A 16,212-nucleotide genomic window follows, 5' to 3' on the forward strand; every position below is an offset into this window, starting at 1 on the left:
ATGTATTAATAAATTCAAATATATTACACAATTTTATAGAAATTTATACTTTAACTATTATATCACTAAATTTAAAAGACATTGTTAAAATTATTAATCATTGCTAACATTATAAACTAATGTATTAATTTATGTGTAAAGTGTTGTAACTATTTTAAACCCTGGAGTAATATTAAACATAAAAATAGCCCATTCCTACATAAACAGTAGAAACCGACTATTTTAATATTTACAAATTATTTTATTAGTTTATTCTGTCTCAAAAAATCATCTGCAACTGTTGCTGGTTCTTGACCAAGCTTATCAACTTTATAGTTTAATTCTACCATTTGTTGACTTGTTATTTTTCCACCTAATTTATTAATTAAAGGTTTAAGCTCTGGATGTTTTTTAAGAGTTTTACTACTAACTATTGGTACACAATCATAATTTGGAAAGAAATGTTTATCATCTTTTAAAATCTTGAGTTTATATGACTTAAGCAATCCTTCTGTCATAAATGCATCTATAACGTCAACTTTCTTGTTACCTATAGCTGTATATCTAAGACCTCCATCAATTGAACTAAAGCTTTTGAATTTAAGGTTATATGCCTTCATAATTCCTGGATAACCATCGGGTCTATTACAAAATTCCAATGTAGCAGCTAGTTTAAGCTTGCCACTTACTTTTGCTAAATCTGAAATGGTTTCTAAATTGTATTTTTTTGCAGTATCTTGTCTTACAGACATTGTATAAGTATCATTAAAACCATAAGGCTTGAGCCAAGTTATACCATAGTTTTTAATATAGTAATCACTTACAGTTTTATATGCTTTAGCAGGGTCATTAATTGGTGCTTTTTTCATAATACCAACTAAACTCATTCCAGTATACTCAGGGTACATATCTATTTCACCTGATTTTAATGCGGAATATGCAAGCCCTGAACCTCCTAGATTTAATTTTGTTTCTACCTTTAGATTTGTGTTTTTTTCTATTAACGATGCTAACATATCACCTAAAATAATTTGCTCAGAACTATTATAACAACCTACCACAATTGTATCGGTTTTTTTAGTGTACATATATACACCGGTAATTATAAGTATGACTGCTAAACAACTAGCTATTATTTTTTTAGTTTTAGTAAACTTGAATTTTCTTTTCCTAGATAGTTTAATTGTACCATCTGCTTTTCGAATTCCTGGTGGTGTTACACCATTTTCAATTTTGCCGATAATAGAGTCCATTAATAAGGCTAATATACATGCAGGAATTGCACCAGCTAAAATCATATTGTTATCTACTGTTTGCACTCCTGAGAATACCATATATCCAAGTCCACCGGCACCGATAAATGCAGCTATTGTCATAAGACCGACAGCAGTAACTGCTGATATTCTTATACCTGTCATAATTATAGGAAATGCTAGTGGTAATTGAACTAATTTAAGTATTTGTTTATTTGTCATGCCCATACCTTTAGATGATTCAATTACATCTGGATTTATATTCATAAGTCCAGTATAGGTATTTTTAATTATAGGAAGCAGTGAGTATAAAAATACCATAAGTATTGCGGGGGTACTACCTATTCCGAGTACTGGTATTAAGAACCCTAGTAATGCTAAACTTGGTATTGCTTGTATTAAATTAGCAAAACCTATAACAGGTCCTGATAATTTCTTAACTCTAGATATTAAAATACCTAATGGAATTCCAATAATTATAGCTAAAACAACAGCGAAGACTGTTAATTCGATATGCTGTAATGTTAGAGTAATTATTTGTGCTTGTCTTGAAATTATAAAGTCTTTAAAACTAACTATTGCATTTATTATACCCATTAATCTTCATCCTCCTGGTTAATATACTGGTTGCTTAAAACTATTAATAAGCTACTTTCAGTAATTAGGCCAACTAATTTTAAACTATCATCGACAACTGGAACATATCCAATTTTAAGTTCATTCATTAGATTTAGTACGTCTATTAAAGAGTCATGTATATTAACGGTTTTAATTTCTTTTTCCATAATAGTATTAATTTTTATGGAACCTATATAATTCCTTATAATATCCTTTATTGTAACAATTCCTTCTATCTTACTTTCTTTATCAAGAATTATTAAACTGTCAACACTATTTGCTTTCATAATTTCTAGTGCTTGTACTACGGTTCTATTACCTGTAGATATAACTGGTTCTGTAATCATAATATCTTTAGCTCTTATAAACCCTGGTTTCTGCCATATCCTATTTTTACCTATAAATTCTTTAACATAATCATTAGCAGGGTTATTTAAAATTTCTTCAGGTGTATCATATTGAACAATATCTCCGTCCTTCATAATACAAATTCTATCCCCAAGCTTAAGTGCCTCATCCATATCATGGGTTACAAAAACAATTGTTTTTTGAGAATCTTGGTGAAGATTAAATAACTCATCTTGAAGTTGATTTCTAGTAATGGGGTCTAGAGCGCTAAAAGGCTCATCCATAAGGATTATATCTGGATTTGTTGCCCAGGCTCTTGCTACTCCAATTCTTTGTTGCTGTCCTCCACTTAATTCACATGGGTATCTATTTATGTATTCATCTGGTTTCATTCCTACCATTTTTAGAAGCTCGATTGTTCGATCATGTATTTTGGTTTCTGGCCATTTCTCTAGTTTGGGTATTATTCCAATATTTTCACCTACAGTCATATGAGGTAATAGTCCTGTTTGTTGTATGACATATCCCATATTACGCCTAAGTTTAATAGTATCTTCTTTTAAAATATTTTTGTCTTCTAAGTATATAGTTCCTGATGTAGGAGGAATTAACTTATTTATCATTTTCAATGTTGTTGTTTTACCACAACCACTTGGACCTACTATAACAACAAATTCCCCTTTTTTCACACTAAAATTGATAGAATTAATTACAGTCTTATTTTTAAAAGACTTTTTTATGTTCTTAAACTTTAACATTTAATCTCTCCTTAATAAATTAATAGGAAGCCAGTAATTTTTTATTACTTATAACTAACAACTTATATGATATCATAGGATTGTATGTTTTCAAAACTCCATAAACTATGAATAAATGTTACAGTTGTATCAATATTAGTGTATAGTCGATATATACATAAAAATGGCTCATATGCTACGTATTAGTGCGTTTATTGGCTATATTGCATTTTAATAGTCAATTTATGTTTTTTAATGTCTGATTTTTTCATTTTTAGTAACTTATTATATTAAAATGGCCCATTTCAACATAAAATGTAGAAATGGACCATTTTAATTATTTTGTAAAATAAAACTACTTAATTAATTTATTTTCTTTCAAAAAGTCTTCTGCTACTTTTTCTGGCTTTTGACCAAGCTTATCGACTTTATAATTTAAGTCTATCATCTTAGCATCGCTAATCTTTCCAGCTAATTTATTAACTAGAGGTTTAAGCTCTGGATGTTTTTTCAAAGTTTTACTACTAATTATAGGTACAGCATCATAAGGCGGAAAAAAATGTTTATCATCTTTTAAAACCTTAAGGTTGAATGCTTTTAAAAGCCCTTCTGTACTAAATGCATCTACAACGTCTGATCTTTTATTGTTTAAGGATGTATATCTTAAGCCACCCTCAACTGTACTAACCCTTTTAAAATTCAAATTATATAGTTTATTTAAACCTAAATAACCATCTTCTCTATTGCTAAACTCTAATGTACAACCGAGTGCAAGTTGGTTGCCTACCTTTGCTAAATCTGAAATGGTCTTTAGATTATATTTATCAGCAGTGTCCTGTCTAATAGCGACTGCATAACTATCACTAAATCCAAGGGGTTTAAGCCATGTTATTCCATAATTTTTAACATAATAATCACTTACAGTTTTATAAGCTGTATCTGAGTTCTTAATGAGCTTTGACTTCATAATATCAAGTAATGCCGTTCCAGTATACTCGGGATACATGTCTATTTTACCACTTTTTAATGCGGTAAAGATTATTCCTGAACCTCCTAAATTAAATTTTTTTTGTACTTTAAACTTAGTATTTTTATCTACTAATATTGCTAACATATTACCTAATATAGTCTGCTCGGTGCTATTGTATGACCCTACTACAATTGTGTCAGTTTTTCTTGTGGCCATGAATACACCACTACCTATTAGTACAACTACTAAACAACTAGCTATAACTTTTTGTGCTTTACTAAATTTATATTTTTTCTTCTTAGATAACTTAATTGTACCATCTGCTTTTCTAATTCCTGGAGGTGTAACCCCTTTTTCAATTTTCTCTACAAGTGAGTCTATTAACAATGCGAGGATACATGCAGGAATTGCTCCACCTAGTATCATATTATTATCTACAGTTTGTACACCTGAGAATACCATATATCCAAGTCCACCGGCACCTACAAAGGCTGCAATTGTCATAAGTCCAACAGCTGTAACTGCTGATATTCTTATACCTGTCATAATTATAGGCAATGCAAGTGGTATTTGAACTAATCTAAGCACTTGTTTACTTGTCATTCCCATACCTTTAGATGATTCAATTACATCTGGATTTATATTTATAAGCCCAATATATGTATTTTTTATAATAGGAAGTAATGAATATAAAAACACCATTAGTATCGCTGGTGCGCTACCTATTCCCATTACTGGTATTAGAAATCCTAATAAAGCTAAACTAGGAACCGCTTGTATTAAATTGGCAAAACCAATAACCGGTCCTGATAACTTTTTAACTCTAGTTATTAATATACCTAAAGGAACTCCAACAATTATGGCTAGAACTACAGCAAATACTGTTAATTCAATATGTTGAAGTGTTAAATCTATTATTTGTGTATGACTTGAAACTACAAAATTTTTAAAACTAACTATTCCATTTATTATACCCATTAATCTTCATCCTCCTGGTTAATATACTGATTGCTTAAAACTATTAACAAGCTACTTTCAGTAATTAGGCCAACTAATTTTAAACTATCATCGACAACTGGAATATATCCAATTTTAAGTTCATTCATTAGATTTAGTACGTCTATTAAAGAGTCATGTATATTAACGGTTTTAATCTCTCGTCCCATAATGGTATTGATCTTTATGGAACCTGTGTAATTCCTTATAATATCCTTTATTGTAACAATTCCTTCTAACTTGTTTTCTTTATCAACAATTAACAAACTGTCTACACTATTTGACTTCATAATTTCTAGTGCTTGGACTACTGTTCTGTTACCTGTTGATATAACTGGATTTGTAATCATAATATCTTTAGCTCTTATAAACCCTGGTTTCTGCCATATTCTATTTTTACCTATAAATTCTTTAACATAATCATTAACAGGGTTATTTAAAATTTCTTCAGGTGTATCATATTGAACAATATCTCCGTCCTTCATAATACAAATTCTATCCCCAAGCTTAAGTGCCTCATCCATATCATGAGTTACAAAAACAATTGTTTTTTGAGAATCTTGATGAAGATTAAATAACTCATCTTGAAGTTGATTTCTAGTAATTGGGTCTAGGGCACTAAAAGGTTCATCCATAAGAATTATATCTGGATTTGTTGCCCAGGCTCTTGCTACTCCAATTCTTTGTTGTTGTCCTCCACTTAATTCACATGGGTATCTATTTATGTATTCATCTGGTTCCATTCCTACCATTTTTAGAAGTTCGATTGTTCGATCATGTATTTTGGTTTCTGGCCATTTCTCTAGTTTTGGTATTATTCCAATATTTTCACCTACAGTCATATGAGGTAATAGTCCTGTTTGTTGTATGACATATCCCATATTACGCCTAAGCTTAATAGTATCTTCTTTTAAAATATTTTTGTCTTCTAAGTATATAGTTCCTGATGTCGGAGGAATTAACTTATTTATCATTTTCAATGTTGTTGTTTTACCACAACCACTTGGGCCTACTATAACAACAAATTCCCCTTTTTTAACACTAAAATTGATATCATTAATTACAGTCTTGCTTTTAAAAGACTTTTTTATGTTCTTAAACTTTAACATTTAATCTCTCCTCAATAAATTAATAGGAAGCTAGCAATTTTTTATTACTTATAACTAACAACTTATATGATATCATAGGATTGTATGTTTACAAAACTCCATAAACTATGAATAAATGTTATAATTGTATTAATATTCTTATACAGTAGATATATGGGTAAGAATGATTTATATGCTTAAGATTGTTACTGTTATTAGATGTATGGCGTCTTTGAATTTTGCAAAGTTAAGGACAAACATCATAAAAAAGAATAAATTTGTAAAAAAATAAGCATATATGTAAAATAATTGTAAGCACTATTTGCTTGTAAAGTTGCAATTTTCTAATTTTTCGACAAATAAAGTTGTTATTTTTGATAAGTTTTTTTCATGAACTAAATAAGAAAAATATCTGTTGTATTGTTTTGTAGTAGGTATAATTTTAAGTTCATTGTTGCTCTCAGCATCGGTTACTACTAATGATGAAATAAAAGTTACTCCTAGATTGTTTTTAACAGCTTCTTTAATAGCATAATTACTTCCAAGGATAATGAAATGTTTTGGTGATATGCCTTCAGTGTTTAGAAATATATTTAAGTATTCACCGGTTCCAGAGCCTTCTTCTCTGTGTATCCATGTTTGATTACATAAATATGACTTAAGTCCAATATTTTTATCATAAGTAAAGGAATTGGGAGTTACAACAACCATTGTATCTTTATAAAAATTTTTAAAAGTATAGTCCTGAATAGGAACTGTGCCTTCAGTTAAAGCAATATCTATATCGTAATTTTTGAATTTCTCATAGATATTATGAGTATTTTCTATAGCAACTTCTAATTTTACATTTGGAAACTGTTTTATGAAATTTCCAAGTATTGATGGAAGCAAAAATTCGCCTATAGTCATGCTTGCACCAATTTTTAAAGTGCCAGAGGTGGAATTATGATAATTATTAAGTTCTTCTTTTGTATCATCTAAAAGTGAGATTACTTGTTTAGCTTTTTTATATAAAATTTGACCAGTTTGTGTAATTAATATATTTCTTTGTTTGTTAGATCTTTCTATTAGCCGTGTGCTAAAGTATTTTTCTAAAAATTTAATGTGTAAACTTACACTAGGTTGAGAGATGTTGATGTTACTTGCAGCTTTAGTGAAGCTTTTTTTATCTACAACAGCAATAAAACTTTTTAACTCTTCAATCAAAATTATCACCCTACCTATCAGAAATATTAATAAAGATCATAGAAAACATGTATTATACTTATTGGTTAAAAACCAGTATACTATAGTAATAATAAGGTTTCAATAGGAAAGGATTGATATAAATGAAAGATTTAAACGATATTCTTATTGGTGAAATTGAGGGATTTAGAGCACTTGGATATAAATTTTTAAATGGTGAAGTAAGTAAAATGGATTTTAAAGGAGCTTCTGGGGGTATGGGTGTGTATGCCGAGCGGAGTGGTAAGAAATTTATGATAAGATTTAGAATACCATCAGGGATAGCTTCTATAAAAGATCTTAAATTAGTTTATGATTTTGCAAAACGTTACAAATTAAAAAGTATACATCTAACTACGCGTCAAGCAGTACAACTACATGGGATTACTATTGATGAAGTTTGTGATGCGATGGAGGAAGGTATAAAAAAAGGTTTGTATTCTAGGGGATCAGGTGGCAACTTTCCTAGAAATGTAGCTGTTTCACCTTTATCTGGTGTAGAAGTGAACGGGGTTTTTGATGTATCACCTTATGCATTAGTTGTAGGACAATATTTTTTAAATAAGGTATACACATATAAACTCCCAAGAAAATTTAAAGTAGCATTTTCAAGTAATGAAAATGATGAATCACATGTAACAGCTACTGATTTGGGATTTTTGGCTGTTAAAGAAAATGGAATAGAATATTTTAAAGTATATTTAGGTGGCGGAATGGGTAAAAATTCAAAATTGTCTGTTAAACGAAAACAGTTAATAAAACCAGAAGACATTTTATATCATGTTGAAGCAATAACGGAGCTTTTTATTAATGAAGGTGATTATGTAAACAAAGGAAGGGCTCGTATAAGATATATTAAGGAAAGAATGGGCGAGGAAAAATTTATAAACTGCTATAATAGTTATTTGGAAAAAGTTAAAGCTAAAGGAAATCTAAAAATAACGGTAGAATCTAAGGTTTATGATAAAGTGGGTGTTGAAACTTCTATAGAAAGTCCAAGACTATTTTCACAAAAACAAAAGGGATTATATAGTGTGTATGTTCATCCAACTGGGGGCATATTAAAAATTGAAAATTTAAAATTAATAATTGATAAAATAGAAAGTATAAAGGACTCAGAAGTAAGACTCACTATGACAGAAGGATTGTATATTAGAAATTTGAATGGCAAAGAAGCTGAAATTATGATTGAACTAACAGAGGGAATGGGTGGAACTACTGCGCTCGAATGTTCTATGGCGTGCATTGGAGTTCCAACTTGTCAGATGGGAATTTTAGAAAGTCAGCGTACTTTAAGGGAAATTCTAAGTTATTTTAAAGAAAACAATTTGACAAAAGATATACTACCTCCTGTTCATATATCCGGATGCACTAATTCTTGTACTGTACACGAAATAGGAACAATTGGTTTTTGTGGTAAAAAGAAAAAAATACAAGATGAACTTACAAATGTTTTCGAATTACATTTTGGTGGAGATATTGGAATAGGTAAAACAAGGTTAGCTAAAAATTATGGCGATATTAAAGAAGAGGAAGTTCCAAAATTTTTATTTGAACTTGCAAGTGCTGTAAATAATTCTAATAAAGTGTTTACTAAGTGGATTGAGCAAAATGTAGATGAACTTAATCAAATTATAAATAAGTATCTAGTATAGGATTTTATTCCTATACTATTTTTTTTAGAATAGTGTGTTAATACTACAGCGACCCAGGAGATGATTTAACATATCACAAATAGTCAATTTATTTTATAGCTATAAAAAGTATAGATTAATATTCATATAAAGTGTAAAATTAAAAATATAAATACAATACTGTTAAAAAGAAGGAGGAATAGTTTTGGACGTTAATCAGATATCACAATTAGTGAAGCTTATGAGTTCTACGGCAACAAAATCAACAACAGGGGTTACAGGTAGTGATGATAGTTCTAACTTTGAAGCGTTACTTAATCAAATGGTAAACGCATCAAAAGATACGACTAGCAATGATACTACAAGTGCATCTAGCACTGATAGTAAGAATGCTGTAGTTAATGGGTTAGATAGTCTAACATCAAGTTCACAGAAGGCTCAACAGCTTCAACAAACTATAATGCAACAAATGATGAAAATCATGTCGACACAAGATGCAAGTAGTAGCTCAAGTATTGGTACTGATAGTACAGATAGTACAAATGCTATTGGCTCAAGTACAACTAGCAATAATGACTTAACCCAATTGTTACAAAATATAGTTCAATCACAAACTGATACTAGTGCTACAACTAATGGACAAACTGAAACAAATCAAGCTAATGCTGTTTTAAGTAATAAGTAGGTTTATTATTGTGATTATTGTACATATTTAATTATAAATTAAGGGAACCCTATAAGTTAGAGTTCCCTTAATTTATAATTAAATAAGCTTGTAAACATTTAAGTCTATACAAACACGGTGGTCATCAATATTTTAATTCCAACGAGAGCTACAACTGAAGCTACAACACACAGGGTAATAAAAATTGATGTGTTCTTTGACATTTCAGGTACATTCTTATTTTCAGAATTCATAAAATTTTATCTCCATTTCTGCCCTTGAGGGCTTTATAATATATGTTCAATATAATACTGACAAGATATAATTTCTTAAATTTAATAGCCGCTGCATTATATTATTTTTCAGTAATATCTTCTATATTATTATAATACTAAACTTTTATCACGATTAGGTGTCAATATTGTAAACAATTTATGACCAATATGAGAAATGTATTAAGATAATTTCTATTATAGCACATATATTATAGGAGACAAGGGGGTGGTGGTTCATAAACCGCTTGTAAATATTAAACATTTATATTAATATATACATATAATTGCTATTTAATCATTAAAACGTAGGTATATTGCAATTATTTGTATTAAACTGTTCAGAAGGAAGGTCTCCCACTTCTATAAGTGGGAGGATAACAATTGAGAGTTGTTATCTATCCCAGAGATGTTAGAGCGACCCAGGAGATGATTTAATAAAAATTTAATATTTACCTAAGAAATCCTTAATATTTAATGTGTATGATATTAATCATAAGATAAAAATTAATAATAACAAATAAGTAGGGGGCAATTATGAGAAAAAAAATTATTGTTGGCGTTGTTATAGTGGCTTTAGTAGGTATTATCGCCGGAATACAAATCACTTCAAAAGGTAGGAAGCAGAGCACAAGCGTAAAAACCGAAAAAGTTGCAATAGGTGATGTAAAGATGTATTTATCCACCACAGGTACAATAGATTCTAAAAATGAAAAAGATTATTCGGCATCAGCAACAACTAAAATTTCAAATGTTAATGTTAAAATAGGGGATCAAGTTAATAAGGGAAGCAGACTGCTAACTTATGATACAACAGATTTGAATTCTCAACTAGATACTGCTCAAATAAATTATAATAATGCACAGTATCAAAGACAGGATGCAATTAACAAAAATAATGACACAAAGAATACTATAGCAGATACAGCGGATACTCCTGTAAATACAGCAAAACTAAGCACTCTAAATGCAAGCTTATTATCGGATTATAAACTAAAAGAGCTTGATAATGCTGTTGCTTTAGCAAAATTAAATCGTGATTCTGCAAGTAATAAGTTATCACAGAATTCATATATTAATTCAGATATTGACGGGGTAGTAACAGCAGTCAATGTGGTGAGTGGTCAAACTGGGGCACAGGGAACAGCTATAGTTGTGCAGGATATAGCGAACTTAAAGGCCGTTGTAAAAGTTGGGAAATATGATGCTGCTAATGTAGCTATTGGACAACAATCAACAATTTCTAGTAATGGGAAAGCTTATAAAGCTAAGGTTTCAAATATATATCCAACAGCGACTGTTAGTACCGCAGCTACAGGTGGAGATACAACTTTAACGGTGCAACTAGATGTATTAGAAGCAGCTCCACAATTAAAAATAAATTTTGATGCAGATGTTGATATATTACTTAACCAAGCCTTAGAAGTTGAAAAAGTACCTGCCGAAGCAATATTAACAAACAAGGATGGATCAGCATACTTGTTTGTTTCAAAAAACGATAAAGCAGTTCAAAAAAATGTAAAATTGGGAGTGCAATCAGATACAGATGCAGAGATTATAAGTGGTGTAAAAGTTGGTGAGAGTGTAATATTAAATCCAGGAAGTACTGTTACAAATGGCATAGCGGTCAAAGATGCTTCAGTTACAGGAGGAAAATAATGATAGAAGTAAAGGATATATTAAAAAGGTACGTAACTGGGGATATTGATTTTACGGCACTTAAATCAGTAAGCCTTAAAGTTAAAAAGGGAGAATTTACTGCAATAATGGGTCCTTCAGGTTCTGGAAAATCAACTTTTATGAATATATTAGGATGTTTGGACAAAATGGATGGAGGGACATATTTTTTAAATGGCCAGGATGTTTCTAATCTTTACGATAATCAGCTTGCACTAATAAGAAATAAAGAGATAGGATTCGTATTTCAAGCATTTAATTTACTGCCAAGAATATCAGTACTTGAAAACGTAGAACTTCCAATGCTTTATGCAGGAGTATCACAAAAAGAAAGAAGAATAAGAGCACTCTCGGCGCTTGAAAAGGTTGGCCTCACAGACAGGGTTAAACATAGGCCTAATGAAATATCCGGTGGACAAAAACAAAGGGTTGCAATTGCGAGAGCAATGGTTAACAACCCCGCTGTTATTATGGCAGATGAGCCAACGGGTAACCTAGATACAAAATCATCAATTGAAATTATGAAGATATTTCAAAAGTTAAATGATGATGGTGCAACTGTTGTAATGGTTACTCATGAAGATGACATAGCCCAATGTGCAAAAAGAATTGTAAGATTTGTCGATGGAGAGATAGTTGATGATAACCCTGTTGAGGGAAGAAGAATATTATAGATACATATTAAACATATACTTTTTACAATGAAAGGGAGGGCAGTTATGAACGTTTTAGAGAGTTTCAAAATGGCTATTTCAAGTATTCTATCAAATAAAATGAGATCTTTTCTCACAATGCTGGGGATTATAATAGGTATAAGTTCAGTAATTACTATAGTTTCTCTTGGTAATGGCGGGAAAAATTATATTGCAGATCAATTTGCTAAAATGGGATCAAATACAGTTACGTTAAATGTAGATTTGTCAAAAGTTGAGCAAACAAGTGATTACTTTACGCTTGATGATGTTAAGCAAATAAAGGGTAGGGTTGGCACAGTGAAATACGTTTCTCCAACAGTATCCGAAAAGGGAACTGCAAGAACTGATACTAAAACTAGTATCGCAAATATTACTGGTGTTAACACAGATTATTCAATGATAAGTAATGTAGAAATTGTCTACGGAAGGTTTCTAAATGATAGAGAAGTTGAGGAAGGCAAGTCGGTTGCAGTAATTGACCAAACTTCAGCAATAGCATTATTTGGAACTGACAATGCTGTAGGAAAATCATTGAAATTAGGACCCGCGGCTTCTAGTAAAAGTGCCACCATTGTTGGTGTTTCAAAAGCGAGTAGTATGTTTGGTGGGGGTGGCGGACGACCTAGTAGAAGTGGTGATACTAATCCAACAAATGTAACAGTACCAGTTACATTCGTACAAACTTTATATCCAATAGATTTTAATATTTCAACGCTTAGTATAACATCTACAAACCAAGGAAACTCGGTGCAAACTGGAAATGAGGCCTTAAAAATTGTTCAGAATAAACATGACAATAAGACAGTAGATCTTTATAAGGCTACTAATTCAGCTAGTATGCTTGCCTCAATAAATCAAGTATTAGGAATTTTCACAACATTTCTTAGTGCGGTTGCAGCTATATCACTTTTAGTTGGAGGTATTGGAGTTATGAATATCATGTTAGTCTCTGTAACTGAGAGAACTAAAGAGATTGGTATTAGAAAAGCAATTGGGGCTACAACTAATGCTATATTATTCCAATTTTTAACTGAATCTGTTATATTGTCACTGATAGGTGGGCTTATAGGCATGATACTTGGTTTAGTTGCAGCTCAGATAATAGGATCATTTGTGAATATTGTTCCTAGTGTCTCAATACTTGTTGTTTTAGAAGTCATATTGTTTTCGTCAGCTGTTGGCGTATTCTTTGGAATTTATCCTGCAAGGAAGGCTGCAAAATTAAATCCTATAGATGCGCTTCGATATGAATAGAACTTAGGAGAAATTTTTATGTCCATAAAATTTAGACTCATAGTTTCATATATGGCTATGCTCATTGTCCCATTTGTTTTGTCTTTAATTGCACTGTCAGTGGTTGCTAGTTTCTATGTTAAAAGTATTGATAGGGCATATGACATAAAACACAATGGGCATCCTCTCCAAAGTAATATATTTAAAAGCAATCCATTAAAGGATTTGTTTAATAAGAATTCACTAATACTTATGGACATAGAAAAAGATGTAGAAATGAATCCTGATATACTTGAAAATAATAAATATTTATCAAACCTTGATAATAAATTTAAATTGACCAAAAGTTTTTTATTAGTATATGTTACTATTGTCATTTTAATAATGATTTTGATTAATGGAATACTTACATTTTGGGTTTCTAAAAAAATTGTGAAGGCATTAATAGCATTAAAGAATGCCTCGTCTAGAATAAAAGAAGGCGATCTTGATTTTGAAGTAAAATCTAATACAAATGATGAAATTGGTGAACTTTGCAAAGAATTTCAAGATATGAAAGGCTAAGAGGAGAAAATAAAGATCAAAGTGATATAATCGAGATAAGGGGACTCAGTATTTACCGTACCTCTAGGCGTGTATATGTTAGCGAAGTTATATTAACTGTAAAAGAATTTGATATTTTAACTATTTTAGATCTTAACCCCAATAAAGTGTTTTCAAAGGATAATATATTTAATTAAGTATGGGCGATAGACTCATTTGGAGATGTTGGAACAGCTACTGTGCATATTAGAAAATTGAGAGAGAAAATCGAGGATGATCCATTAAACCCTAAGTATATCGAAACAATATGGGGTGTTGGATATAGATTTGAACTTTAAGCAAAAATAGTAGAATAAGATACTGTAATAAAAATATTCATTACAGTCATACAAGAAAATAGGCATTAGTAACTTTCTATTTCTTTGTAAACTAAACCTTCTCTAACTCCATTTTTACTAAAAATAATATTTTTAATTTTAAGTCTATCAATTAATATAGTTACAATCTGTGCTGCGCAAACAACAAAGTTAACTTCTTCTTTTGATAAACCTTTTTCTTTTAATCTCTCATCATTTGTTTTATGTTTTAATTTATTATAGATTTCTTTGAATTCTTTTGATGAAATGGAATTTGTGGGTGATAATTGTAGACCATTTTTATTTTTTGCTAAATGGATATTGCCTATGTTTGTAATACTTCCACCTATACCAATTAAATTAGGGCAATTAATGTTCTTAATCCAATCAAGTTTATCAAAAGAAACATCAATAAAATTTTTCAGCTCATTTTCTTGTATATTGGTTAATTCATCATGAAGATTAAACATATCGGTTAGTGTAACAACCCCAAAAGGTAATGATACACTATGTTCTATATTGCCATCCTTAACTAATATCAATTCGGTACTTCCACCACCTACATCAATTATTAAATCATGGTCTGCAATTTTCATACTATTTATAGTTGCAAAATAGTCGTAATATGCTTCTTCTTGACCTTTAAGTACTCTTATATCTAATCCTACTAATTGTTTAACCTTATCAACAAAATCCTGTTGATTAGCTGAACTTCTTATGGCCTCGGTTGCAACTGCTATAATTTTATTTACATCTTCACATTCATGAGTGAATTTAATTAAAGTAGTTATAGCTTCATGCATTTTATCTTCGGTTAACATGTTATTAACTTTTTCATTTAATATTACATAGTCTTTAAGTTCTTTTTCTATAGTCATACCTTTATCGGTATTTGCTATAATCATTTTTATTGAATTAGAACCAATGTCTATTACAGCTATTTTCAATTTATTCACTCCTTATAACTTACTAAAATAAAAACCATCATACATATATTAGTATTATTTCACTATAGGTTTAATATTATTCATAATTACATTTTAAAGTAAATATTAAAAAATAATAGCTGATTTTTATTGCAAATTTATTTAAAAATGAAAGTCTTAATTTGAATGGCTACTAAAAAGTAGTGATTCGCAATGAAACACTACTTTTTAGTAACATAATATCTTATTTTACTATTTCAAAATCTTCTTTTGAAACTCCACATAATGGGCAAACCCAATCTTCTGGAATATCCTCAAATTTCGTACCTGCTTTTATTCCGCCATCAGGATCTCCTACTTCGGGATCGTACTCGTAACCACAGACTGTACAAACATATTTACTCATAAAAACATCTCCTCTTAATTTATTAATTATGGTTCAAAAGGTGCTAAAACATTTATTTTCAAAATATTTCAGTATTACCATTATACATTAATTATGATGCCCAATGTTGTCAAAAATAATTATTACTTAATATATTTTAGTATGTTAAATTTATTGCTTTAATATTTTCTTGATGATACAATTATTATTGAAAACATATAAAAATTTAATATTAGCTTTAGGTGCCTTATAAAAAGGGTTAAAAGGGAAAGTGGTTAAAAACCACTGCAGCCCACCGCTACTGTATTAGAGGATGAAATCCAGAGACCATTGGGAAACTGAGAAGGTTGGAGAGTAAGATGATGATTAAGCCAGTAAACCTGCCTAACGTTTAAAATTTTAATCTTCGGAGGGAGGATGAAAATACGTAATTTAACAATAGTATTGATTTATTCAATACGTTAAAAGTTTGATTGTATTATATCCACATCCCTTAGGTGTGGTTTTTTTATTATATAGGAAACAGCTTGCGGAAACCGCTGTGGATAACATTTTAGATAACATTTTAGATGAAAATTAGGTGGAAAATTCAAGAGAAATATGAGATGATTAAA

Annotated in this window: 16 protein-coding genes and 1 riboswitch; of the genes, 8 read left to right on the forward strand and 8 right to left on the reverse strand. The window is 30.2% G+C overall.

Annotation, left to right across the window (positions count from 1 at the left end; translation table 11 throughout):
- Positions 1-236: 236 nt before the first annotated feature.
- From KPL38_RS09070 to KPL38_RS09090, 5 genes are all read right to left on the reverse strand, one after another.
- On the reverse strand, positions 237-1,829 hold the full coding sequence (locus KPL38_RS09070) for an ABC transporter permease/substrate-binding protein (RefSeq protein ID WP_216288819.1): 1,593 nt from the start codon (positions 1,827-1,829) through the stop codon (positions 237-239).
- Positions 1,829-2,956: an ABC transporter ATP-binding protein gene (locus tag KPL38_RS09075; protein WP_216288820.1), complete on the reverse strand. Its 1,128-nt coding sequence runs from the start codon at positions 2,954-2,956 to the stop codon at positions 1,829-1,831. The genes KPL38_RS09070 and KPL38_RS09075 overlap by 1 nt, the downstream gene beginning before the upstream one ends.
- Before the next feature lie 334 nt (positions 2,957-3,290).
- Positions 3,291-4,883: an ABC transporter permease/substrate-binding protein gene (locus tag KPL38_RS09080; RefSeq protein ID WP_216288821.1), complete on the reverse strand. Its 1,593-nt coding sequence runs from the start codon at positions 4,881-4,883 to the stop codon at positions 3,291-3,293.
- Positions 4,883-6,010 (reverse strand): ABC transporter ATP-binding protein, encoded by a 1,128-nt coding sequence (locus tag KPL38_RS09085; RefSeq protein ID WP_216288822.1) that lies wholly within the window; start codon positions 6,008-6,010, stop codon positions 4,883-4,885. Before KPL38_RS09085 ends, KPL38_RS09080 begins: the two co-directional genes overlap by 1 nt.
- Before the next feature lie 297 nt (positions 6,011-6,307).
- Positions 6,308-7,195 carry a LysR substrate-binding domain-containing protein gene (locus KPL38_RS09090; RefSeq protein ID WP_216288823.1) on the reverse strand — a complete coding sequence of 296 codons (888 nt, stop codon included), beginning with the start codon at positions 7,193-7,195 and terminating at the stop codon, positions 6,308-6,310.
- Between the two features lie 122 nt (positions 7,196-7,317).
- Between KPL38_RS09090 and KPL38_RS09095 the strand changes: the two genes are divergently transcribed.
- Both KPL38_RS09095 and KPL38_RS09100 read left to right on the forward strand, forming a co-directional pair.
- Positions 7,318-8,868 carry a nitrite/sulfite reductase gene (locus tag KPL38_RS09095; protein WP_216288824.1) on the forward strand — a complete coding sequence of 517 codons (1,551 nt, stop codon included), beginning with the start codon at positions 7,318-7,320 and terminating at the stop codon, positions 8,866-8,868.
- A gap of 184 nt (positions 8,869-9,052) precedes the next feature.
- On the forward strand, positions 9,053-9,532 hold the full coding sequence (locus tag KPL38_RS09100) for a hypothetical protein (protein WP_216288825.1): 480 nt from the start codon (positions 9,053-9,055) through the stop codon (positions 9,530-9,532).
- A gap of 104 nt (positions 9,533-9,636) precedes the next feature.
- Here the strand turns inward: KPL38_RS09100 and KPL38_RS20020 are convergent, their stop codons facing one another.
- Positions 9,637-9,765, reverse strand: coding sequence for a hypothetical protein (locus tag KPL38_RS20020; RefSeq protein WP_281419341.1), 129 nt, complete (start codon positions 9,763-9,765; stop codon positions 9,637-9,639).
- A gap of 555 nt (positions 9,766-10,320) precedes the next feature.
- On the opposite strand from KPL38_RS20020, the gene KPL38_RS09105 reads away from it, so the two are divergent.
- Genes KPL38_RS09105 through KPL38_RS19655 form a run of 6 tightly spaced genes read left to right on the forward strand, consistent with a single transcriptional unit; the run spans position 10,321 to position 14,269 of the window.
- Complete coding sequence (locus KPL38_RS09105; protein ID WP_216288826.1) at positions 10,321-11,442, forward strand: efflux RND transporter periplasmic adaptor subunit; 1,122 nt, start codon at positions 10,321-10,323, stop codon at positions 11,440-11,442.
- Complete coding sequence (locus KPL38_RS09110) at positions 11,442-12,134, forward strand: ABC transporter ATP-binding protein (RefSeq protein ID WP_216288827.1); 693 nt, start codon at positions 11,442-11,444, stop codon at positions 12,132-12,134. The genes KPL38_RS09105 and KPL38_RS09110 overlap by 1 nt, the downstream gene beginning before the upstream one ends.
- A gap of 45 nt (positions 12,135-12,179) precedes the next feature.
- The gene (locus tag KPL38_RS09115) at positions 12,180-13,409 is read left to right on the forward strand and encodes an ABC transporter permease (RefSeq protein WP_216288828.1); all 1,230 of its coding nucleotides are present in this window, start codon (positions 12,180-12,182) and stop codon (positions 13,407-13,409) included.
- An 18-nt stretch (positions 13,410-13,427) separates the two neighbouring features.
- Positions 13,428-13,952 (forward strand): HAMP domain-containing protein, encoded by a 525-nt coding sequence (locus tag KPL38_RS09120; protein WP_216288829.1) that lies wholly within the window; start codon positions 13,428-13,430, stop codon positions 13,950-13,952.
- Positions 13,922-14,128 carry a hypothetical protein gene (locus KPL38_RS20025; RefSeq protein WP_281419343.1) on the forward strand — a complete coding sequence of 69 codons (207 nt, stop codon included), beginning with the start codon at positions 13,922-13,924 and terminating at the stop codon, positions 14,126-14,128. Before KPL38_RS09120 ends, KPL38_RS20025 begins: the two co-directional genes overlap by 31 nt.
- A gap of 9 nt (positions 14,129-14,137) precedes the next feature.
- Positions 14,138-14,269, forward strand: coding sequence for a winged helix-turn-helix domain-containing protein (locus tag KPL38_RS19655; RefSeq protein WP_312884184.1), 132 nt, complete (start codon positions 14,138-14,140; stop codon positions 14,267-14,269).
- Positions 14,270-14,334: 65 nt separating this feature from the next.
- On the opposite strand, the gene KPL38_RS09130 is transcribed toward KPL38_RS19655, so the two are convergent.
- Positions 14,335-15,234: a Ppx/GppA phosphatase family protein gene (locus tag KPL38_RS09130; protein ID WP_216288830.1), complete on the reverse strand. Its 900-nt coding sequence runs from the start codon at positions 15,232-15,234 to the stop codon at positions 14,335-14,337.
- 223 nt (positions 15,235-15,457) lie between these two features.
- Positions 15,458-15,619 carry a rubredoxin gene (rd, locus tag KPL38_RS09135; protein ID WP_216288831.1) on the reverse strand — a complete coding sequence of 54 codons (162 nt, stop codon included), beginning with the start codon at positions 15,617-15,619 and terminating at the stop codon, positions 15,458-15,460.
- 202 nt (positions 15,620-15,821) lie between these two features.
- Positions 15,822-16,000, forward strand: a riboswitch (cobalamin riboswitch).
- Positions 16,001-16,212 lie beyond the last annotated feature (212 nt).

It is taken from the genome of Clostridium psychrophilum (assembly GCF_018861705.1).
Classification (GTDB): domain Bacteria; phylum Bacillota; class Clostridia; order Clostridiales; family Clostridiaceae; genus Clostridium_AD; species Clostridium_AD psychrophilum.